Annotated in this window: 22 protein-coding genes; 19 read left to right on the forward strand and 3 right to left on the reverse strand. The window is 41.4% G+C overall.

The window, feature by feature from the left end; genetic code table 11:
• The first annotated feature begins 97 nt into the window (after positions 1 to 97).
• The 5 genes from ODU46_RS04530 to ODU46_RS04550 all read left to right on the forward strand — a co-directional run bounded on the left by ODU46_RS04530 (position 98) and on the right by ODU46_RS04550 (position 4373).
• Positions 98 to 463 carry an Asp23/Gls24 family envelope stress response protein gene (locus ODU46_RS04530; RefSeq protein WP_002939192.1) on the forward strand — a complete coding sequence of 122 codons (366 nt, stop codon included), beginning with the start codon at positions 98 to 100 and terminating at the stop codon, positions 461 to 463.
• 2 nt (positions 464 to 465) lie between these two features.
• On the forward strand, positions 466 to 2130 hold the full coding sequence (locus ODU46_RS04535; protein WP_014638614.1) for a DAK2 domain-containing protein: 1665 nt from the start codon (positions 466 to 468) through the stop codon (positions 2128 to 2130).
• 92 nt (positions 2131 to 2222) lie between these two features.
• Entirely contained in the window at positions 2223 to 2663 is a 441-nt protein-coding gene (tsaE, locus tag ODU46_RS04540; protein WP_024376437.1) for a tRNA (adenosine(37)-N6)-threonylcarbamoyltransferase complex ATPase subunit type 1 TsaE, read from the forward strand.
• The gene (locus tag ODU46_RS04545; RefSeq protein ID WP_253212313.1) at positions 2656 to 3183 is read left to right on the forward strand and encodes a GNAT family N-acetyltransferase; all 528 of its coding nucleotides are present in this window, start codon (positions 2656 to 2658) and stop codon (positions 3181 to 3183) included. Before tsaE ends, ODU46_RS04545 begins: the two co-directional genes overlap by 8 nt.
• Positions 3180 to 4373, forward strand: a complete 1194-nt coding sequence (locus ODU46_RS04550; protein WP_398579305.1) for an LCP family protein — start codon at positions 3180 to 3182, stop codon at positions 4371 to 4373. Before ODU46_RS04545 ends, ODU46_RS04550 begins: the two co-directional genes overlap by 4 nt.
• 469 nt (positions 4374 to 4842) lie before the next feature.
• On the opposite strand, the gene ODU46_RS04555 is transcribed toward ODU46_RS04550, so the two are convergent.
• Together ODU46_RS04555 and ODU46_RS04560 are read right to left on the reverse strand one after the other, a co-directional pair.
• On the reverse strand, positions 4843 to 5145 hold the full coding sequence (locus tag ODU46_RS04555) for a hypothetical protein (protein WP_024383569.1): 303 nt from the start codon (positions 5143 to 5145) through the stop codon (positions 4843 to 4845).
• 1 nt (position 5146) lies between these two features.
• A complete protein-coding gene (locus ODU46_RS04560) occupies positions 5147 to 5560 on the reverse strand; it encodes an HIT family protein (RefSeq protein ID WP_398579306.1) in 414 nt (137 codons plus the stop codon).
• A gap of 62 nt (positions 5561 to 5622) precedes the next feature.
• On the opposite strand from ODU46_RS04560, the gene ODU46_RS04565 reads away from it, so the two are divergent.
• The 12 genes from ODU46_RS04565 to ODU46_RS04620 all read left to right on the forward strand — a co-directional run bounded on the left by ODU46_RS04565 (position 5623) and on the right by ODU46_RS04620 (position 16932).
• The gene (locus ODU46_RS04565; protein WP_398579307.1) at positions 5623 to 6357 is read left to right on the forward strand and encodes an ABC transporter ATP-binding protein; all 735 of its coding nucleotides are present in this window, start codon (positions 5623 to 5625) and stop codon (positions 6355 to 6357) included.
• Positions 6354 to 7394: an ABC transporter permease gene (locus tag ODU46_RS04570; protein ID WP_398579308.1), complete on the forward strand. Its 1041-nt coding sequence runs from the start codon at positions 6354 to 6356 to the stop codon at positions 7392 to 7394. Before ODU46_RS04565 ends, ODU46_RS04570 begins: the two co-directional genes overlap by 4 nt.
• A gap of 49 nt (positions 7395 to 7443) precedes the next feature.
• Entirely contained in the window at positions 7444 to 8238 is a 795-nt protein-coding gene (gene ccrZ, locus ODU46_RS04575) for a cell cycle regulator CcrZ (RefSeq protein WP_002942360.1), read from the forward strand.
• Complete coding sequence (trmB, locus tag ODU46_RS04580; protein ID WP_002939002.1) at positions 8235 to 8873, forward strand: tRNA (guanosine(46)-N7)-methyltransferase TrmB; 639 nt, start codon at positions 8235 to 8237, stop codon at positions 8871 to 8873. Before ccrZ ends, trmB begins: the two co-directional genes overlap by 4 nt.
• A gap of 297 nt (positions 8874 to 9170) precedes the next feature.
• Positions 9171 to 9641: a ribosome maturation factor RimP gene (gene rimP / locus ODU46_RS04585; protein ID WP_002942369.1), complete on the forward strand. Its 471-nt coding sequence runs from the start codon at positions 9171 to 9173 to the stop codon at positions 9639 to 9641.
• Positions 9642 to 9714: 73 nt separating this feature from the next.
• On the forward strand, positions 9715 to 10857 hold the full coding sequence (gene nusA / locus ODU46_RS04590) for a transcription termination factor NusA (RefSeq protein ID WP_105141519.1): 1143 nt from the start codon (positions 9715 to 9717) through the stop codon (positions 10855 to 10857).
• A 16-nt stretch (positions 10858 to 10873) separates the two neighbouring features.
• Entirely contained in the window at positions 10874 to 11170 is a 297-nt protein-coding gene (rnpM, locus tag ODU46_RS04595; RefSeq protein ID WP_024389460.1) for an RNase P modulator RnpM, read from the forward strand.
• Positions 11127 to 11465, forward strand: a complete 339-nt coding sequence (locus ODU46_RS04600; protein WP_043028741.1) for a YlxQ-related RNA-binding protein — start codon at positions 11127 to 11129, stop codon at positions 11463 to 11465. Before rnpM ends, ODU46_RS04600 begins: the two co-directional genes overlap by 44 nt.
• Positions 11466 to 11482: 17 nt before the next feature.
• The gene (gene infB, locus ODU46_RS04605) at positions 11483 to 14305 is read left to right on the forward strand and encodes a translation initiation factor IF-2 (protein WP_398579309.1); all 2823 of its coding nucleotides are present in this window, start codon (positions 11483 to 11485) and stop codon (positions 14303 to 14305) included.
• Between the two features lie 154 nt (positions 14306 to 14459).
• Positions 14460 to 14813: a 30S ribosome-binding factor RbfA gene (gene rbfA, locus ODU46_RS04610; RefSeq protein WP_002942382.1), complete on the forward strand. Its 354-nt coding sequence runs from the start codon at positions 14460 to 14462 to the stop codon at positions 14811 to 14813.
• Between the two features lie 125 nt (positions 14814 to 14938).
• Positions 14939 to 15610 carry a colicin lysis protein gene (locus ODU46_RS04615; RefSeq protein WP_398579310.1) on the forward strand — a complete coding sequence of 224 codons (672 nt, stop codon included), beginning with the start codon at positions 14939 to 14941 and terminating at the stop codon, positions 15608 to 15610.
• Between the two features lie 167 nt (positions 15611 to 15777).
• Complete coding sequence (locus ODU46_RS04620) at positions 15778 to 16932, forward strand: carbohydrate-binding domain-containing protein (protein ID WP_136628780.1); 1155 nt, start codon at positions 15778 to 15780, stop codon at positions 16930 to 16932.
• 35 nt (positions 16933 to 16967) lie between these two features.
• Here the strand turns inward: ODU46_RS04620 and ODU46_RS04625 are convergent, their stop codons facing one another.
• Positions 16968 to 17627 carry a trimeric intracellular cation channel family protein gene (locus ODU46_RS04625; protein ID WP_024401072.1) on the reverse strand — a complete coding sequence of 220 codons (660 nt, stop codon included), beginning with the start codon at positions 17625 to 17627 and terminating at the stop codon, positions 16968 to 16970.
• Between the two features lie 232 nt (positions 17628 to 17859).
• Between ODU46_RS04625 and ODU46_RS04630 the strand changes: the two genes are divergently transcribed.
• Both ODU46_RS04630 and ODU46_RS04635 read left to right on the forward strand, forming a co-directional pair.
• Positions 17860 to 18828, forward strand: a complete 969-nt coding sequence (locus tag ODU46_RS04630) for a thiamine pyrophosphate-dependent dehydrogenase E1 component subunit alpha (protein ID WP_013730549.1) — start codon at positions 17860 to 17862, stop codon at positions 18826 to 18828.
• Between the two features lie 519 nt (positions 18829 to 19347).
• Entirely contained in the window at positions 19348 to 20343 is a 996-nt protein-coding gene (locus tag ODU46_RS04635) for an alpha-ketoacid dehydrogenase subunit beta (protein ID WP_002942393.1), read from the forward strand.
• Positions 20344 to 20683: the final 340 nt, after the last annotated feature.

The raw sequence follows: 20683 nt of genomic DNA on the forward strand, positions 1-20683 counted from the left end.
CTCTTTTTTTGTAAAATCCGATGTAACAAGCTTGTTTTTTACAGAAAGCAGAAAATGTGGTAAAATGGAGTGATAAAACTATTTGAGGTAACGAATTATGACTGTTAAAATCAATACTAAAGACGGCCAAATCGAATTGACTGATGACGTGATTGCCACAGTTGTTGGCGGTGCTACGACTGAGATTTTCGGTGTTGTTGGGATGGCTAGTAAGTCTGCGATCAAGGATAATTTTCAAGCACTTTTGAGAAAAGAAAATTATTCTAAAGGTGTTGTGATTAAGACCTTGGAAGATGGTCGCATTGCAGTCGATGTTTATACTGTGATGAGCTACGGTGTAAAAATCAGTGAAGTATCTCGCAATATCCAAGAACGCGTTAAGTTCAACTTGGAAAATCAACTAGGTATCTCTGTAGATGCCGTCAATGTCTTTATCCAAAATATCAAAGTCGTAGGAGAATAATTGTGTCTAAAATTACAACTAGTTTATTTCAAGAAATGGTGCAGGCAGCATCAACTCGTCTGAATAAACAAGCCGAATATGTGAACTCACTCAATGTTTTCCCAGTTCCAGATGGGGATACTGGTACCAACATGGGGATGACTATTACCAATGGTGCTAAAGAAGTAGCAGATAAGTCTGCCTCTACTGTTGGAGAAGTTGCGCAAATTCTTTCTAAGGGCTTGTTGATGGGAGCTCGTGGAAACTCAGGTGTTATTACGTCGCAATTGTTCCGCGGTTTTGGTCAATCTGTTAAAGGCAAGGTTGAATTGGACGGTAAGGATTTGGCGCAAGCCTTTCAACATGGTGTAGAAGTGGCTTATAAAGCCGTTATGAAGCCAGTTGAAGGTACAATTCTTACTGTTTCGCGTGGGGCAGCCACTGCCGCTTTGAAAAAGGCAGAAGAGACTGATGATGCGGTTGAGGTCATGCGTGCCACTCTTGACGGTGCTAATCGTGCTCTTAAGAAAACGCCAGAGATGCTTCCAGTCTTGAAGGAAGTTGGTGTTGTCGATTCAGGTGGACAAGGTCTTGTTTACATTTATGAAGGCTTCTTGTCAGCTTTGACAGGTGAGTATATTGCTTCGGAAGATTTTGAGGCAACACCTGCTGTTATGTCTGAAATGATCAATGCTGAGCACCACAAGTCAGTTGCGGGTCATGTAGCGACTGAAGATATTACCTTTGGTTATTGTACCGAAATCATGGTGGCTCTTCGCCAAGGTCCTACTTATGTCAAGGACTTTGATTATGAAGAATTCCGTAACTACCTCAACGACCTTGGGGATTCCCTCCTTGTGGTCAACGATGATGAAATCGTTAAAGTCCATGTCCATACAGAAGATCCAGGTTTGGTCATGCAAGCGGGTCTTCAATACGGTAGCTTGGTCAAGGTAAAAGTGGACAATATGCGTGAGCAACATGAAGCTCAGGTTGAGAAAGAAGAAAGTTTCCAAAAACCGGCTGAACAAAAAGAGTATGCTATTATTGCGGTAGCTGCTGGGGAAGGTTTGACAGAAATCTTCAAATCACAAGGCGTTGACTATGTGATTTCAGGTGGTCAGACTATGAACCCATCAACAGAAGATTTTGTTAATGCTATTGAATTGGTCAATGCCCGCAATGTCATCTTGTTGCCAAACAATAAGAACATCTTGATGGCGGCTCAGACGGCTGCTGAGGTTGCAGAAGTTGCAGTTAAGGTTGTGGAAACCAAGACCCTGCCACAAGGGTTCACTAGCTTGCTTGCTTTTGATCCAAGTCGTGATTTGGAAAGCAACTTTGAAGCGATGACGGCATCGCTTGCAGAGGTGAAAAGTGGTAGCGTGACAACTGCGGTCCGCGATACAACCATTGACGGTCTTGAAATCCATGAGAATGACAACCTTGGTATGGTTGATGGCAAGATTGTGGTTTCTAATCCAGATATGATGGAAACACTTGTCGCTACATTTGAGAAAATGCTTGATGAAGATAGCGAAATCGTGACAATCTATATCGGTGAAGATGGTAATGAAGAATTGGCTCAAACTCTTGCTGAACAGCTAGAAGAACAATTTGAAGATGTCGAGGTCGAAATCCATCAAGGAAATCAACCAGTCTACCCATATCTTTTCAGCGTAGAATAAACAAAATCGCAGGCTCTGGCTTGCGATTTTTTCTGTCGACAATTTCCAGTAGACCTATGACAAACTACTGGGGCTATGGTATAATTAAAGACATGTATAGTCAGAATGAAAATGAATTGATTGCCATTGGTGAGAGAATTGGAAAAGCCTGTAAGCCAAATCAAGTTCTAGTATTATCAGGGGATTTGGGTGCTGGGAAAACAACTCTGACCAAGGGTTTGGCCAAGGGTTTAAAAATTGAACAGATGATTAAGAGTCCTACTTATACGATTGTTCGAGAGTATGAGGGGACCATGCCACTCTATCACTTAGATGTTTATCGAATTGGAGATGATCCTGACTCGATTGATTTGGATGATTTTCTCTATGGAGGTGGTCTAACGGTTATCGAGTGGGGAGAATTACTGGATGTCAGTCTATTTGATGACTATTTGCTCATTCGTATAGAGAAAGAGGGAGATGGTCGACGATTGACAGTCGAATCTCATGGGGCTCAAAGTAGCGATTTAGCGAAGGAGTTCCAAAATGTCTGAAAAAGAAGTGTATTTTAGTGAAGCTGAACCAGCTGATGCAGCAGCTTTTATTGATTTTATGAATCAAGTTGCTAGAGAAACGGATTATCTGGTCATGGATGAGACTGGTTTTCGATTTAGTGTTGATGAAATGGGGACCATCTTCGAAGCAGGAATCGAAAATCCTCGTGAATTGTGCCTGTTGGCTAAGGTTGGTTCGGAAGTCGTCGGCGCAATTTCTGTTAAGTCCTCTAAGCAGTTTCGCATTAGCCATATCGGAAATATTTTTATTGCAGTAAAAAAAGCCTATTGGGGTCACGGTCTAGGGACGATTTTACTGGAGGAAGTATTGCATTGGGCAGAGGAAATGGATGTATTGAAACGTTTGGAATTAACGGTTCAGGTTCGCAATCAGGCGGCAGTACATTTATACCAAAAACTAGGATTCAACATTGAAGGAACCCAGATACGTGGGGCTAGAACAGATGAAGGAGAATGGCTTGATCTTTATTATATGGGCAAGTTAATTGGTGAAGTATGACAATTGGAAAAAAAATATTCTTAATGTCTTTGGCTATTATTGGTTTAACACTAGGTGCCGGCTTAATATATGGAGCCAGCTTGTTAAATTTTTCTACAGATGCTATTTCCAAAACCTTTAAGCAGTTAAATGGAGAAGAAGAAATCACTCCTATTGATGCGACAGAGCCCCTAACCATCCTACTGATGGGGGTGGATATGGACCAAGCAACCCGTGGGGGAGATTGGGAGGGTGGTCGTAGTGATTCGATGATTTTGGTAACTGTTAATCCTAAGACCAAGGAAACCAATATGATGAGCTTGACTCGTGATATTATGGTTGAGATTGCAGAAGCGAATGGGGAGTCTTCAGGAACGGTTGAAAAACTAAATCATTCTTATAGCTACGGACAGGCACCGATGGCCATTGCCACGATCGAAAAGATGATGGATATTAACATTGACCGCTATATCGAAATAAATATGGATGGTCTGGTTGAGCTTGTTGATGCGGTTGGAGGTATTGAGGTAAACAATACTCTTGGCTTCCCTATATCCATTTCGGAACATGAGCCTGCCTACACCTCTATTGTTCAGCCGGGGAAACAGTTGGTAAATGGGGATCAGGCGCTGGTTTATGCTCGGATGCGCTATGATGATCCTGAGGGGGATATCGGACGTCAGAGACGCCAACGAGAAGTTATCACGGCTATTATAAAAAAACTCCTCCAGTTAGATGGTTTGACCCAGTATAAGAAGATTCTGACCGCCATCTCCAATAATATGCGAACCAACATTGAGATTAGTCCTGCGACAATTCCAAGCCTTTTGGGTTATAAAGACTCGGTCTCTAAGTTGAATTCCTATCAGTTGCGCGGTGTGGACCAAATGGTTGATGAAATCTATTATCAATTACCAACCAGTACACATCTATTGGAAATGCAAAATATTCTGAAAAAATCTATCGGCTTAGAAGAAAATACCGACTTAGTCACAAACGTGAAGGTCTACGAAGGACAGATGGGATTGCCAAGTCCAATAAACGTTTATGATGTATATACAAATCTCTTGCTGTTAGAAGCAAGTCCATGGGCAGAAAGCTTGGATCCAGAAATAGGGAGTCCATCGGCTACTACGACTGTGACAACAGAAGAGCAGGTAACCGATTTTTCAACAGAGCCAGTACTCGGTGATGAAAACGGGTCACAATAATGTAGTCATTCAGTTTTTCTTTTATTACTTTGACGAGCGAGTACTAAAAGCCTATAAAAATAGAGGGCGTTTGCAACCTCTCAGATTGAAGAAAAAGTCCATTTTGGACAATTTTCTTCAATCTTTTTTCTTTATGTTGAAAATAAAAAAACTCTCAGAAACGCCGAAATATCAATGTTTCTAAGAGTTTAATGACTTGCTATCTTTTGCAAACTTCTTCAATTTTTAATATTTTTATTGGCATTTAGTTTACTTTTACTACTCGCTCCAACTATCTGGGAGATAGTTGGAGACTGGGGATAAAGTGAATGATGTTCACATCAAAAGCCGCAAGCATAACTGAAGTTAGGCAAGGCGAGTTCAAACAATCCAGTGGAGTGTTTGAAGTTGGAAATAAGGAAACAGAGTTTCCTCTTACGTCCAAGTAATAAAAGAGAAACTAAATGACGATATTTGGAAATTCCCTATGTTAGGGAGTGTTATTCTCATTCTGGTATTTTTTGAGAATCTGTTGGATTTCTTCCAAGTTTCCTGCAATGCTTTGCTGATAGACTCGAGTCTTATATTGTAAGTCAGAAGCCATTTCCTGCAAGGGTTCTTGAAAACTTTGGATAATGGCAAGTTGTTCCTGAATATTGTCCTTGCTCAATTGAATATCTGATAGAAGTTGTTTGGTTTCCTGTACTTCTTTAGCAATTTTATCCCGATGCGTGACTGCAAGGAAGCTGGCGGTAGCGGCGCTTACGGCTAAAATGATATTACGAAGTTTCATATTATTCTCCTAGATAGAGCTCTTGTGCCAGTTGAGCCAGGGCTGGGAAGTCAGGGGCGTTGGCTTTAAATTGAATGTTCAATCCATCTTGATTGTTAAAGCGTGGTAAGAGATGGATGTGTGTATGAAAGACGGTTTGTCCAGCGGCCTCCTCGTTGTTATTAACGATGTTTAGACCACTAGCTCCAAGTTTTTCTTTTAACTGACAAGCGATGGTTGGCACAACAGAAAAGAGTGTGGCTGCAGCTTCTTCATCCATGTCAAGTACGTTTCGGTAGTGTTTTTTAGGGACGACCAATGTGTGTCCTTTTGTGACCTGAGTGATGTCTAAAAAGGCTAATACTTGGTCATCTTCGTAGACTTTTGAAGCTGGTATTTCTCCAGAGATAATTTTGCAAAAAATACAATCCGACATAATGGCAACCTCTTTCTGGGATTTTTGTTATAATAATTATATCAAATTGTAGGAAGAAATGTATGTTAGAAGTAAAAAATGTAACTGGAGGGTATGTCAATATCCCGGTTTTGAAAGATGTATCTTTTACCGTTGAGGATGGTCAATTAGTTGGTCTAATTGGCTTAAATGGTGCAGGGAAATCAACGACTATTAAGGAAATTATCGGTCTTTTGACACCTTATCAAGGACAGATTGCAATTGACGGCTTAACTTTGCTACAAGGGGCTGAAAATTATCGGAAGAAGATTGGTTTTATCCCTGAAACACCAAGTTTGTATGAAGAACTAACCCTCAAAGAGCACTTGGAAGTGGTAGCAATGGCCTATGATTTATCCTGGGAGCAAGCTTGGGGACGTGTTGAGCACTTGTTAAAACTGTTTCGCTTGGATGAAAAATTGGGCTGGTTTCCTGTCAATTTTTCAAAGGGAATGAAGCAGAAGGTCATGATTATTTGTGCTTTTATGGTGGAGCCAAGTCTGCTGATTGTTGATGAGCCTTTTCTGGGATTAGACCCTGTGGCTATCTCTGACTTGATCGCTCTTTTGGAGGAAGAAAAATCTAAGGGGACTTCCATTCTCATGTCCACTCACGTTCTTGACTCAGCTGAGAAAATGTGCGACTCTTTTGTGATTTTACATCAGGGACAGGTCCGTGCAACTGGAAATTTGGAGGAGCTACAAAGCGCATTTGGTATGGATGGTGCAAGTTTGAACGAAATTTATCTGGCCTTGACGCAAGAAGGAGTGGCTGGATGAAAGAATTGTTTCAACAACGCCGACTAGATTTTTTAAATCGTTGTTCCAAATATCTGCGCTATGTTCTGAATGACCATTTTGTTTTGGTTCTCATGGTTTTATTAGGCTTTTTGAGTTTGCAATACCGTCAATTATTGTTGTCATTACCTGAGAATCCGTTGCCGATTATTTTGGTGGTTATTGCAATCAGTCTACTGGTGCTATTGTCCGGAAGAATTGCGACTTATTTAGAAGAAGCTGATCAAATCTTCTTATTGACCAAGGAAAAAGACATTCTGCAAGGACTCGAGGTTGCAGCCAGACGCACGGTCTTGTTTTGGTCCTCTATACAGGTGGTGGTTCAGCTTGTTTTGTTACCAATCTATTTGAAACTGGGTTTGCCGGTGTGGATGATTGTAGCTGGTCTTCTTACTTTGTTGGTTTTAAAATGTCTTCTTGTCAAGCGCCAATTAGTGGCTTATCAGTCACAGGGAGTATTGGACTGGTCTAAGGCTATTCAAGATGAACAAAAAAGGAAACAGTCTATTTTACGTTTCTTTGCCTTGTTTACGACGGTTAAAGGCATCAGCACGACAGTTAGACCGAGAAGCTATCTCAATGGAATCTTGCGTCTTGTCAAGTCGAGACAGACTTGGTTTTATCTCTACTTACGGGCTTTCTTGCGTTCAGGAGACTACTTGGGCTTGACGATACGTCTACTGTTGTTGGCGATTTTGTCTCTATTTGCCATCGAAGAATCGTGGTTATCCATCGGCCTAGTTTTAGTCTTTCATTATTTGCTTGTCTTCCAGTTGTTGGGGCTTTACAAGCACTATGATTATCAATTTGTAACACAACTGTATCCTTTGGAGAAAGATTCCAAGAAAATCGGTCTTCAGAATTTGCTTAGAGTGATTTTATACAGTCTATTACTGGTAGAATTGGGCTTTGCTCTGCTATTTTCTAAAGAGAATACTATGGTAGTCGTCTTACTTCTCGTGGGGATTTTCTTGCATGAAATATATTTGCCTCTAAAATTAAAAAAATTGATTGACTAAATAGACGAAAATTAGTAAAATAGTAAGGAATTTTTAAAGGAGGAAAGGCATGCAGTTTGATACCAGTGGGCTACAATTACAGTCTATTGCAGGAAATAGTGGCAAAGCGTTTAAAGGCCTACGGTCAGACGGAACGCCAGTCTTTGTGAAGTATGAGATGCCTCCGATAGTGTCTGCTCTTGCGCGTGAGCAAATTACACCACCCGTTTTGTCAGCAAATCGTGAAGTAGGAATGGGGCATCGTGTAGAGCAGGAGTGGTTGAATGGTCGTACCTTGGAGCGTCAAGATATGACTAGTAAACAGATTCGTCAAATACTGGTGAGAATGCACTATTCTCGCATTTTGCTCAATCAGGCTTTGCAGATGAATTACACCTATATGGAACCTCAGGATTTGGTTTATCGTTGGCAAAAAGAGGCGCCAACTAGATTGGGACAGAATTCTTATCTGCAATCTATCTGTCAAGATTTATTGAATAATCTACCAAGATTCCGTCAAGAGGTGGCAACATTTGTTCACGGAGATTTGCATCATAGTAACTGGGTAGAAACGACGTCTGGTTTGGTGTATTTGACAGATTGGGAGACCGCTTGTGTAACGGATCGGATGTTGGATGTTGCCTATATTTTGACGCATTATATTCCTCGTCAGTCCTGGGAAGAGTGGCTCCGGGCTTACGGCTACAAATATAACAGCACAGTGTTAAATAAGGTTTATTGGTATGGCCAGCTTGGCTATCTAAACCAAATTGCTAAGCATGTAGAAAGCTACAATGTTTTGGCTGCAAATAAAGAAATTTACGCTCTACGGCAATTCCGTCAGAGTTTCTATAAGGAAGTATGAGAGTTAGAAATCGTAAGGGAGCGAGTGAGCTTCTAGCAAACAATCCCCAGTATGTTATCTCCAATCCAGAGGAATGTAAGGGGAAATGGGCAGAGATTTTTGGAAACAATAATCCTATCCACATAGAAGTTGGTTCTGGTAAAGGTCGCTTTGTCACTGGTATGGCTGCGCAAAATCCAGATATTAACTATATTGGTATTGATATTCAGATGACCGTGTTAAGCTATGCCTTGGATCGTGTGCTTGAAGCTGGCTTGCCAAATATAAAATTATTGCAGGTGGATGGTTCGAGTTTGACCAACTATTTTGCACCGGCAGAGATAGATCAGCTTTATCTGAATTTTTCAGATCCATGGCCTAAGAAACGTCATGAGAAACGCCGTTTGACCTACAAGTCATTCTTGGATACCTACAAGGAAATCTTGCCTGAGAAAGGAGAAATCCACTTCAAAACAGATAATCGTGGTCTGTTTGAGTATAGCCTGGCTAGTTTTTCTCAATATGGCATGGTCTTGAAGCAAGTTTGGCTAGATTTGCATGCTGATGGTTTGGAAGGCAACGTTATGACAGAGTATGAGGAGAAATTCTCAAACAAGGGTCAAGTCATCTATCGTGTGGAAGCACAGTTTCAATAATTCTCTTAGTGGAAAATGAGGAGAGGTCTAGCAGAGACCTTTTTCCTTTGTCGAATAAACTAAATGACTATAATCCATCGTTTTCCTTTACAAATAGGGATAGATATGATAGAATAATGGAAGTGAATAATGAGAAAAGGGGTTGGCGTCAGTCAACCCTTTCCCTGTACACGGATTTCTGTATATAGAATGAATGATAGTACAAGGGAGTTTACTGTCAAAGGAAATAGAGAGTCCTGGATAGTGCGAACTATTTGAGTAATGTATTTCTAGCGACTGTAAAAGTAGGAGGTGTTTATGTCATCAATTATTGAATTGGTCACAGCAGCAATTACCCCCGCTATTCAAACTCCTTACGAGTTGGTAGATGTGGAATATGGTAAAATGGGCGGTGACTATGTCCTATCGATTTTTGTCGATAAGGAGGGTGGAATTTCCCTTCAAGATACGGCAGATTTATCCGAAAAGATCAGTCCGATTTTGGACACTATCAAACCAGACCCATTTCCAGACCAATACATGCTGGAGGTAACAAGTCCAGGTTTGGAACGTCCTTTAAAAACGGCAGATGCTGTTGAGAAGGCGGTTGGAAAGTACATCCATGTCAAGCTCTATCAGGCAATTGATAAAATCAAGGTTTTTGAAGGAACGTTGCTCTCCTTTGATGGAACAGACCTGATTATGGAGTATATGGATAAAACCCGTAAGAAGGAAGTGACTATTCCTTACCAGACGGTGGCTAAGGCCCGTTTGGCTGTTAAGTTATAATGCTCTTTCATGAGTATTTTATAAAGATATTAGACTTTAAGAAAGGACCTTTTGAGCGCAAAAGGAAAACAACATGAGTAAAGAAATGCTAGAAGCCTTCCGTATTTTAGAGGAAGACATGGGTATTAACAAAGCGGATATCATTGATGCAGTTACAGAGTCGCTTCGTTCAGCTTATAAACGCCGTTATGGTCAATCAGAATCAGCAGTGATTGAATTTGACGAGAAAAAAGGCGATTTCCATGTATTTACTGTTCGTGAAGTAGTAGATGAAGTATTTGATAGCCGACTAGAAATTAGTCTAAAAGATGCCTTGGCTATTTCATCAGCTTATGAAATGGGTGACAAAATTAAATTCCAAGAAGACCCAGCGGAATTTGGACGTGTAGCTGCTCAATCAGCTAAACAGACCATCATGGAAAAGATGCGCAAACAAAAGCGTGCCATTACCTTCAATACCTACAAGCAACATGAAAATGAGATTATGTCAGGTACGGTAGAGCGTTTTGATAATCGCTTTATCTATGTCAACCTTGGTACGATTGAAGCACAATTGTCAAAACAAGACCAAATTCCTGGTGAGGTTTTCCAATCTCATGATCGCATCGAAGTCTATGTCTACAAGGTAGAAGACAATGGTCGTGGTGTTAACGTATTTGTCAGCCGTAGCCATCCAGAAATGATCAAACGTCTTATGGAACAGGAAATTCCAGAAGTATACGATGGAACAGTTGAAATCATGAGTGTTGCCCGTGAAGCTGGAGATCGTACGAAAGTGGCTGTTCGTAGCCATAATCCAAACGTAGATGCCATCGGTACGATCGTTGGTCGTGGTGGTTCAAATATCAAGAAAATCACCAGCAAGTTCCACCCAGCTCGTTATGATGCTAAGAATGACCGTATGATTCCTACTGAGGAAAATATTGACGTTATCGAGTGGGTAGCAGATGAAGCGGAATTTATCTACAATGCTCTTGCACCTGCAGAGGTTGACCAAGTATTGTTTGATACAGAAGATGGCAAGCATGCTACTGTTGTTGTGCCAGATGATAAATTGTCCTTGGCAATCGGTCGTCGTGGTCAGAATGTTCGCTTGGCAGCGCATTTGACAGGATTCCGTATCGACATCAAGTCAGCATCAGAATATGAAGCAATTGAGGCTGCTCAATATGCAACAGACGAAGTTGTAGAAGAAGTCACAGAAGAACTAGAATAAGACAAAAGGAGCAACCATGGCAAAAGCTAGAAAAATACCCTTGCGCAAGTCTGTGGTGTCCGGTGAAATCATCGACAAACGGGATTTGCTCCGTATTGTAAAAAATAAAGAAGGTCAGGTATTTATCGATCCAACAGGCAAGGCAAATGGTCGTGGAGCTTACATCAAGCTTGATAATGATGAGGCAAGCCAAGCTAAGAAACGTCGTGTCTTCGATCGTTCCTTTAGTATGGAAGTGACCGAAGAATTTTACGATGAATTAATTGCCTATGTTGATCATAAGATCAAGAGGAGAGAACTTGGACTCGAATAAGAGACAGAAAATCTTAAATTTATTAGGTTTGGCCCAGCGAGCTGGTCGCCTGGTTTCGGGTGAGGACCTGGTTGTTGAAGCTATTCAAAAAGGGCAGGCAAAGTTGGTGTTTTTAGCCGAAGATGCTGCTGGAAATTTAAGTAAAAAAGTAACAGATAAAAGTCATACCTATCAAGTAGAAGTTGTAACAGTGTTTTCAACACTGGAATTGAGTGCAGCTGTCGGCAAGGCTAGAAAAGTTCTTGCAGTGACAGACGCTGGATTTACAAAGAAGATGAGGTCTATTATGGAATAGAACAGGAGGACAAGGCATTGTCTAAGAAGAGATTGAATGAAATAGCCCGTGAATTAGGCGTAAGCAGTAAGGAAGTTGTTGCTAAGGCTCAAGAATTGGGTTTTGAAGTCAAAAGTCATGCTTCAAGCGTAGATGAAGCAAGCGCTAAACGCCTTGCAGAAAGCTTTGGGGGACAAAAATCAGAGGCAACTAAAGTTGCGGCAAAAGTTAGCAAGCCTGAGAAGGTTGATGAAACTCCAAAAGTGGAAACAGCTAAGCTAGAAAAAGCTAAGGAAACACAGCCAGTAGTAAAAGAAGAAGTTGCGGCAAGTGCAGTACAATCAGCTCCACATCGTCCACAGAGTCGAAACTTTAAGGCAGAGCGTGAAGCACGGGCCAAAGAGCAGGCTGCTAAGCGAGCTCAGAATCAAGGAAAAGGTGGTCAAGCTAAATCTGGTCAGGACCGTCGGGACAACCGTCAACTAGGTCAGGGACGTTCAAACAATGAGCGAAATGATCGCCGCGACAATCGTCGTGACCAGCGTCCAGAAGAGCGGAAAGACAACCGATTTGGAGACCGTCGCGATAATCGAGACAACCGTCGTCAGGACAATCGTTCAGGTCGGTCAGCTCGCTTTGAACAAAGAGAGGCTGCAAAACCAGCAGGACCTAAAATTGACTTCAAAGCGCGTGCTGCTGCTTTGAAAGCAGAACAAAATGCGGAGTATGCTCGTACCAGTGAAGAACGTTTTCGTCAGGCTCAGGAAGCTAAAAAGCAACCTAAGAAGCCAAAAGAAATTAAGTTTGAAGAACCGGTTGTGGAAAGCAAACCATTTGTGAAGCCTGCACCTGTTGCATCGGTACCAGAGCAAGTTGCAGAAACTACTGTAGATACCCGTCGTAAGAAACAAGCTCGACCAGATAAAAAACGTGACTTTAATGGTGACGAAGAAGATGGTCCACGGAAACAACAAAGAAATCGAAATAGTCAAAATCAAGTGAGAAATCAAAGAACAAGTAACTGGAATAACAACAAGAAAAATAAAAAAGGCAAGGCTAACCAACCTGCCAAACCTGTCACAGAACGCAAGTTCCACGAATTGCCAACTGAATTTGAATACACTGCTGGCATGACCGTCGCAGAAATTGCAAAACGGATCAAACGTGAACCTGCTGAAATTGTGAAAAAACTCTTCCTTATGGGAGTTATGGCGACTCAAAACCAATCTTTGGATGGAGATACTATCGAACTCCTCATGGTTGATTATGGTATTGAAGCGAAAGAAAAGGTAGAGGTCGATAACGCAGATATTGAGCGTTTCTTCGTAGAAGAGGGCTACCTCAATGAAGAAGAGATGACAGAACGCCCACCTGTTGTGACTATCATGGGACACGTTGACCATGGTAAAACAACCTTGTTGGATACCCTACGTAATTCTCGTGTTGCTACTGGGGAAGCTGGAGGTATCACACAGCATATCGGTGCCTACCAAATTGAGGAAGCTGGTAAGAAAATTACCTTCTTGGATACTCCAGGACACGCGGCCTTTACTTCTATGCGTGCACGTGGTGCATCTGTTACCGACTTGACCATCCTAGTCGTTGCTGCAGATGATGGTGTCATGCCGCAAACGATTGAGGCTATCAACCACTCAAAAGCCGCTAATGTGCCAATCATTGTAGCTATCAACAAGATTGACAAGCCAGGTGCAAACCCAGAGCGTGTCATCGGTGAATTGGCTGAGCACGGTGTTATCTCAACCGCTTGGGGTGGAGAATCTGAATTTGTAGAAATCTCAGCTAAGTTTAACCAAAACATTGATGAATTGTTGGAAACTGTTCTTTTGGTTGCTGAAATTCAAGAACTGAAGGCAGACCCAACTGTTCGTGCGATTGGTACAGTTATCGAAGCGCATTTGGATAAAGGGAAAGGTGCGGTTGCAACCCTCCTCATTCAACAAGGGACACTTAATGTTCAAGACCCAATCGTTGTCGGAAATACCTTCGGACGTGTTCGTGCCATGACAAACGACCTTGGTCGTCGTGTTAAAACTGCTGGTCCATCTACACCGGTATCTATTACTGGTTTGAACGAAGCTCCTATGGCAGGCGATCACTTTGCAGTTTACGAGGATGAGAAATCAGCTCGTGCAGCAGGTGAAGAACGTGCTAAACGTGCTCTTCTTAAACAGCGTCAAGCAACGCAACGAGTTAGTCTTGAAAACCTCTTTGATACCCTTAAAGCAGGTGAGGTTAAGTCAGTTAATGTGATTATCAAGGCTGACGTACAAGGTTCAGTTGAAGCACTTGCATCATCGCTTCAAAAGATTGAAGTAGAGGGAGTACGTGTTAATATCGTCCACTCTGCAGTCGGAGCTATCAACGAATCAGATATTACTCTTGCGGAAGCTTCAAATGCTCTTGTAATTGGTTTCAACGTTCGTCCAACAGCTGAAGCACGTAACCAAGCTGAAGCAGATGATGTTGAAGTACGTCTTCACAGCATCATTTACAAGGTTATCGAAGAGATGGAAGATGCCATGAAAGGTATGCTTGACCCAGAATATGAAGAAAAAATCATTGGTGAGGCAATCATTCGTGAAACCTTCAAGGTATCCAAAGTTGGAACGATCGGTGGTTTCATGGTTGTTCGTGGTAAAGTTACCCGTGATTCAAGTGTTCGAGTTATCCGTGATGGTGTTGTAGTATTTGATGGTAAACTAGCTAGTTTGAAACGCTATAAAGATGACGTGAAAGAAGTTGGTAATGCCCAAGAGGGTGGTTTGATGATTGAGAACTACAACGACTTGAAAGTTGATGATACCATTGAAGCTTACATCATGGAAGAAATCAAAAAATAATATTTTCTCATTGTCAAAATCATAGACAAGTGATTTTGTCGAGGAAGTGATAATTTAATAGATTTAGTAGGTTTTAAAGCAATAGTTTTTAATCTACTTGGATTATTCAAGCTGGGGAAACTCAGCTTTTCTATCATCTAAGAAAGGAAAGAATATGGCGAATCATTTTCGTACAGACCGTGTCGGGATGGAAATCAAGCGCGAAGTCAATGAGATTTTGCAAAAGAAAGTTCGTGATCCACGTGTGCAGGGAGTGACTATTACAGATGTTCAGATGGTCGGCGATTTGTCAATGGCCAAGGTTTACTACACAATCATGAGTAATTTGGCATCCGATAATCAAAAAGCACAAACGGGTCTTGAAAAAGCGACGGGAACCATTAAGAGAGAACTTGGTCGTAAGTTAACTCTTTATAAAATTCCGGATTTGGTCTTTGAAAAAGACCAATCAATTGAGTACGGCAATAAAATTGACCAAATGCTGCGTGCTCTTGATCAGAAAGATTAACAATAAAAGTCGGATGGAAACATTCGGCTTTTTCTGGCTCGGATGCTTTGTCCATATATGGTGGCGTTTACAAGCCTTCGGAAAGATGTTATACTAAGACCAAAGATAGAGCACAGGAGGAAGTTATGAAAACATTTATTAGTAAACTGATGTTAGTGTCCACGGTTGTACTATTAGCTGCTTGTCAGTCTAATCAGGTAAAAGGTGGTGAGAGTTCTAGTTCTAGTGCTTCAAGCCAAGTTTCAGATAGTTCTAGTTTGCAGCAAGCGTCAACAATAGCATCTAGCTCCGAGAAGCAAGCATCCTCAGTGACCACTCCTGAGCTAAGTGAGGTATACCAATCAGTTATTGATCGTTATCAAGCGAATATGGGGCAGCCTGCTGAGGCAATCAATCAGGATGAGGTCAGTAGCTATCTGAGCTTATTAACTAGCCAGGGGCAAGAATACAGTGGAATATTTTATAGTTTGTATGATGTCAACCATGATGGTACAGAGGAGCTGCTTCTAGCTTTGGACAAGTCGGGAGAATATGTCTTAATTGATCTCTATACTCAGCTTGCCAATGAGAGTCTACGTTTGGTGGATAATTTCCGCAATCTTGGATTTGAAATTGGACCGGACGCCCTACTTCGTCCTTTACAGGATGGAACATACTTATTTGAAGGAGATGGTGTTTTTCGCATTTATCAATACAATGCGATGATTCCAGGTTTAAAACGCATTTCTGAATCAGATACCAACCCTGAAACTTCTCCCTTGCTTGAGTTGAAAAGCTTGAATTGGGTTAAGCTATAGATTTTATCAATGATTATTCCTAGGCTGGGTTTCCCGGCCTTTTGTAGTTCATAGAACTTTAAGTTTTCTTTTGGCAATCTTTAATCTTTCTTTTAGGAAGGAAAGGTAAACTAGGAGCATATCAGGAAGGGATACGACTTCCTAAAGAAAGAAAAGGAATCTTTATTATGAAAACAAATCTTAAAAAATTACTTTACTCTGGTGTTACTCTTATGAGTCTTGGTGTCTTAGCAGCATGTTCATCTACTTCAAGTTCAACGACGACTTCAAGTTTAGCAGCAACTAGTCAGACAAGTGTAGCGACAACTTCAAATAATAGCACTTCATCAGATTCGAGCTCGTCATCTATTGACTGGTCAGCCCTTCCAACGACAGAAGTGACGCTTTCAAACGATGGCTTGAAAATTACTGAGGGAGGAACCTATATTTTGACTGGTTCAACAACAGCTGGTGTAACGGTTGAAACAGATGCCAATGTTCGCATCATTCTAGCAGGTGCTGAGATTTCAAGTTCAGATACTGCAGCAATCAATGTTATTAATGCTGATAATGTTGAATTGGAAATCAAAGATGGTACGACGAATACAGTGAAAGATACCAGCAATCATACAGATACCAATATTGAGGGGGCTATCCATGTTGAAGCAGATTTGACCATCACTGGTAATGGTAGCTTGACAGTTGAGGGGAACTTCCAAGATGGTATTGTATCGACGGACGACCTTGTCGTGAATTCAGGAAACATTACCGTCACTGCAGTAGATGATGGTATCCGTGGTAAGGATTCATTGACAATCAATGGTGGTACAATCAATGTAACAGCAGGTGGTGATGGTATCAAGTCTACAAATGATACAGATACTACCAAAGGTTATACAACTATCACAGGTGGTGAAATTACTGTAAAAGCAGGTGATGATGGTATTAAAGCGGAGACGGCTTTGACAATTGACGGAGGTACCATTACAGTATCAGAATCTGCTGAGGCACTTGAAGGTACTAACATCACGATTAATGGTGGTACATTAGATGTTTACGGTTCAGATGATGCTATTAATGCGGCAAGTACAACGTCATCAGATATCTTTATCAAGGTAACTGGCGGTGACTTGAAAGTGGCTGTAGGTAGTGGAGATACGGATGCCTTTGATGCTAATGGAGACATTTATATCTCCGGTGGTACAATCGATGTAACAGCTCAATCTGCTTTTGACTTCGATGGAACTGCTGAATTGACAGGAGGTACTGTGACAGTTAACGGTGAGCAGATTACTCAAATCACAGCAACAGGACCAGGTGCAGGTGGTCACGGCGGCTGGTAATCAATAATAATACAAAAAGGTCTGAGTTGACGAACTCAGACCTTTCGTTTGCTTTCCATATTTGGAAGATTGATTTTGTATTTAATTACCAATAATCGAATGACTAAAGAAATGGTAAAAATAGTGATGAAGGTTGGAATTTGTGGTAATTTCCAATTTACAACGCAAAGATGATAGAGGACTCCTGAGAAAAATGCAAGGACAGCATAGACATCTTCTTTAAGAACAATAGGTGTTTCATTGACGAGTAAATCACGGGCGATTCCGCCTCCGACACCTGTCAAAGCTGCCAGAATACCACTGGTTAGAGCGTTTAGCTGGAGAGAGATGCCAGTACTGGCTCCAATGAGGGCGAAGATGGCTAGACCGATTGCATCAAAGATAAGGTTTGTCTGGGAAAGGAAATGAATCATCTTCTTATCAAGTGGTTTGTCCTGCTTTAGATTGATAACAATCAAGTACATGCTAATCGCTACTCCGAGAGATAAATAGATGGCTGTAGGATCAGTCAAAGCAGTAGGAATGCGATTGGCCATCGTATCTCGAATAATTCCCCCACCAACGGCGGTAATGATGCCGAGCAAGCTAATTCCAAAAATATCTAACTTTTTCTTAAATCCTTTTACGGCCCCCGAAACAGCAAATGCGATAGTGCCTACGTAGTTACAAATCATCAGAAATAAATCGAATTCCATAAGAACCTCCGTACCTATATTAACAGAAAGAAAGACGGCGTGCAAGCTCATTTTAAAGTTTGTGAAAAAAGTTTCAAACAAGGAAAATAAATCTTTTTGGAATTTGTGAAAAAACGCACTAAATCAAGGTTTTCACGAAAATTTCTGTAAAAAGAAAACGGTTCAATTACTTGCCATTTGTGAAATATTGGTCTATCATAGTACAGAAAGAGAAAAACCTTTGGAGGAAATTATGGTATCTATCACAAAAGAACAACATTTGGACATGTTCTTGAAAATGCAACAAATCCGTGATGTTGATATGAAATTAAACAAATTAGTGCGTCGCGGTTTCGTACAAGGTATGACTCACTTCTCAGTCGGTGAAGAAGCTGCAGCTGTTGGACCTATTGCTGGATTGACAGATGAGGACATCATCTTCTCACATCACCGTGGTCACGGTCACGTTATTGCAAAAGGTATTGACATCAATGGTATGATGGCTGAGCTTGCTGGTAAGGCAACTGGTACATCAAAAGGCCGTGGTGGTTCCATGCACTTGGCAAACGTTGAAAAAGGAAACTTTGGTTCAAACGGTATCGTAGGTGGTGGTTATGCCCTTGCAGTTGGTGCAGCCCTTACGCAACAATACCTTGGTACAGATAACATTGTTATTGCCTTCTCAGGTGATTCAGCTACTAACGAAGGTTCCTTCCATGAATCAATGAACTTGGCGGCAGTTTGGAACTTGCCAGTTATCTTCTTCATTACAAACAACCGTTACGGTATCTCAACAGATATTTCTTACTCAACTAAGATTCCTCATCTCTACCAACGTGCAGCAGCATACGGTATTCCAGGTCACTATGTTGAGGATGGTAACGACGTTATTGCCGTTTATGAAAAAATGCAAGAAGTCATCGAGTACGTTCGTGCAGGAAACGGACCAGCAATGGTTGAGGTTGAATCATACCGCTGGTTTGGTCACTCAACTGCCGATGCAGGTGTGTACCGTACAAAAGAAGAAGTTAACGAGTGGAAAGCAAAAGACCCACTTAAGAAATACCGCAAATACTTGACAGAAAACAAGATTGCGACAGACGAAGAATTGGATGCCATCGAAGCACAAGTTGCAGAACAAGTAGAAGCATCTGTGAAATTCGCACAAGAAAGCCCAGATCCAGACATCTCAGTAGCTTACGAAGATGTGTTTGTAGACTAACGTAAGAAGTTTGACTAAGCTCTAAAGAGCAAGTCAAACTACGGTAGCCACTATGGTGGACTACCTACTTACCTCACTAACTTCGCCTATTCAGCAATATCGGCTGAATAGTCTCCGTGTCGTAAGTAACGAGAACGTTAAAAGGACACAGCGAAAATAAGCGGTAAGTCCGAAATCTTTGATTTCGTAGACGCACCCTCGTCAAGACAACTAGTATTTTCACAGGTGAAACCGAAGAAAGTACAGTTGTCTACGACGCAGTAACTGCAATAGTTAAACATGAAATTTGCACAGTCCTTAGTTCGAGTACAATTCTACGGTGCCTCAAGCTGGGGCTATAAACAATTATAGTCTTTTAGTTTGCTTTTAGTACTAGGCAACGAGATGCAGGCATAACTGAAGTTAGGCAAGGCGAGTTAACGAAGTAATAAAAGAAAAACTAAATGACGATACATTGTGGTAATTGTTTGGTTTTCCTTAGTACAGTAAAGATAAATTGATATAAATTAGGAGTAAAAAATGGCTGAAACAAAAGTAATGGCCTTGCGTGAAGCGATTAACTTGGCTCAGAGCGAAGAAATGCGTAAGGATGAAAAAGTATTCTTGATGGGTGAAGACGTCGGTATCTACGGCGGTGACTTCGGTACATCTGTTGGTATGTTGGACGAGTTTGGTCCAAAACGCGTTCGCGACACGCCTATCTCTGAGGCTGCAATCGCTGGTTCTGCGGTTGGTGCGGCTCAAACAGGTCTTCGTCCAATCGTTGACTTGACTTTCATGGACTTCATCACAATTGCCCTTGATGCGATTGTTAACCAAGCGGCTAAAACCAACTATATGTTTGGTGGTGGCTTGAAAACACCTGTAACCTTCCGTGTGGCATCTGGTTCAGGTATCGGTTCAGCGGCACAGCACTCACAATCTCTTGAAGCTTGGTTGACTCACATCCCAGGTATCAAAGTTGTTGCACCAGGTACAGCTAACGATGCAAAAGGTCTCTTGAAATCATCTATCCTTGACAATAACCCAGTTATCTTCTTGGAGCCAAAAGCTCTTTACGGTAAAAAAGAAGAAGTGAACTTGGACCCAGATTTCTACATTCCACTTGGTAAAGGTGAAATCAAACGTGAAGGTACAGATGTAACCATCATTTCATACGGTCGTATGTTGGAACGTGCCTTGAAAGCGGCTGAAGAAGTAGCTGCAGAAGGCATCAGCGTAGAAGTGGTTGACCCACGTACCCTTATCCCATTGGATAAAGAATTGATCATCGAATCTGTGAAGAAAACTGGTAAGGTTATCTTGGTCAACGATGCTTACAAAACAGGTGGTTTCATCGGTGAAATCGCATCAATCATCACAGAAAGCGAAGCCTTTGACTACTTGGATGCACCAATCATCCGTATCGCTTCAGACGATGTACCAGTTCCTTACGCAAACATTCTTGAAAACGCAGTATTGCCAAACGTAGAGAAAATCAAAGCGGCAATCTACAAGCAAGTAAACAAGGGTTAATCTTATCGTCATTCGCTTATCTTTTCTGGCTGTATTGATTTGGCTTGCCTAAGGTCGGTTATGCCTGCACCAAATTGACTTGCCAGAAAAGCAATCGGAAAGACGATAACCCTAATATGCTAGAAATAAAGTGTTCTAGCATGACTAAGAATGCTTGGAAAAGAATTAAGCCACTTCGATTATCGAAGTCTGGTTTGGTTCTTGACAAGGTAAGAAACTGAAAGAAAGGATTAGAACACGAACTAAATGCTCGGAATTTAGATAGTCCGCCTTGGATGTGAAGCATCCTGCGTTGGACTCCTAAAATTCGGTCGCATTTGGACGTTCTTTGTATCATAAT

Origin of the sequence: Streptococcus sp. 2020WUSS089, assembly GCF_044427405.1 — a bacterium.
Taxonomy (GTDB): domain Bacteria; phylum Bacillota; class Bacilli; order Lactobacillales; family Streptococcaceae; genus Streptococcus; species Streptococcus hashimotonensis.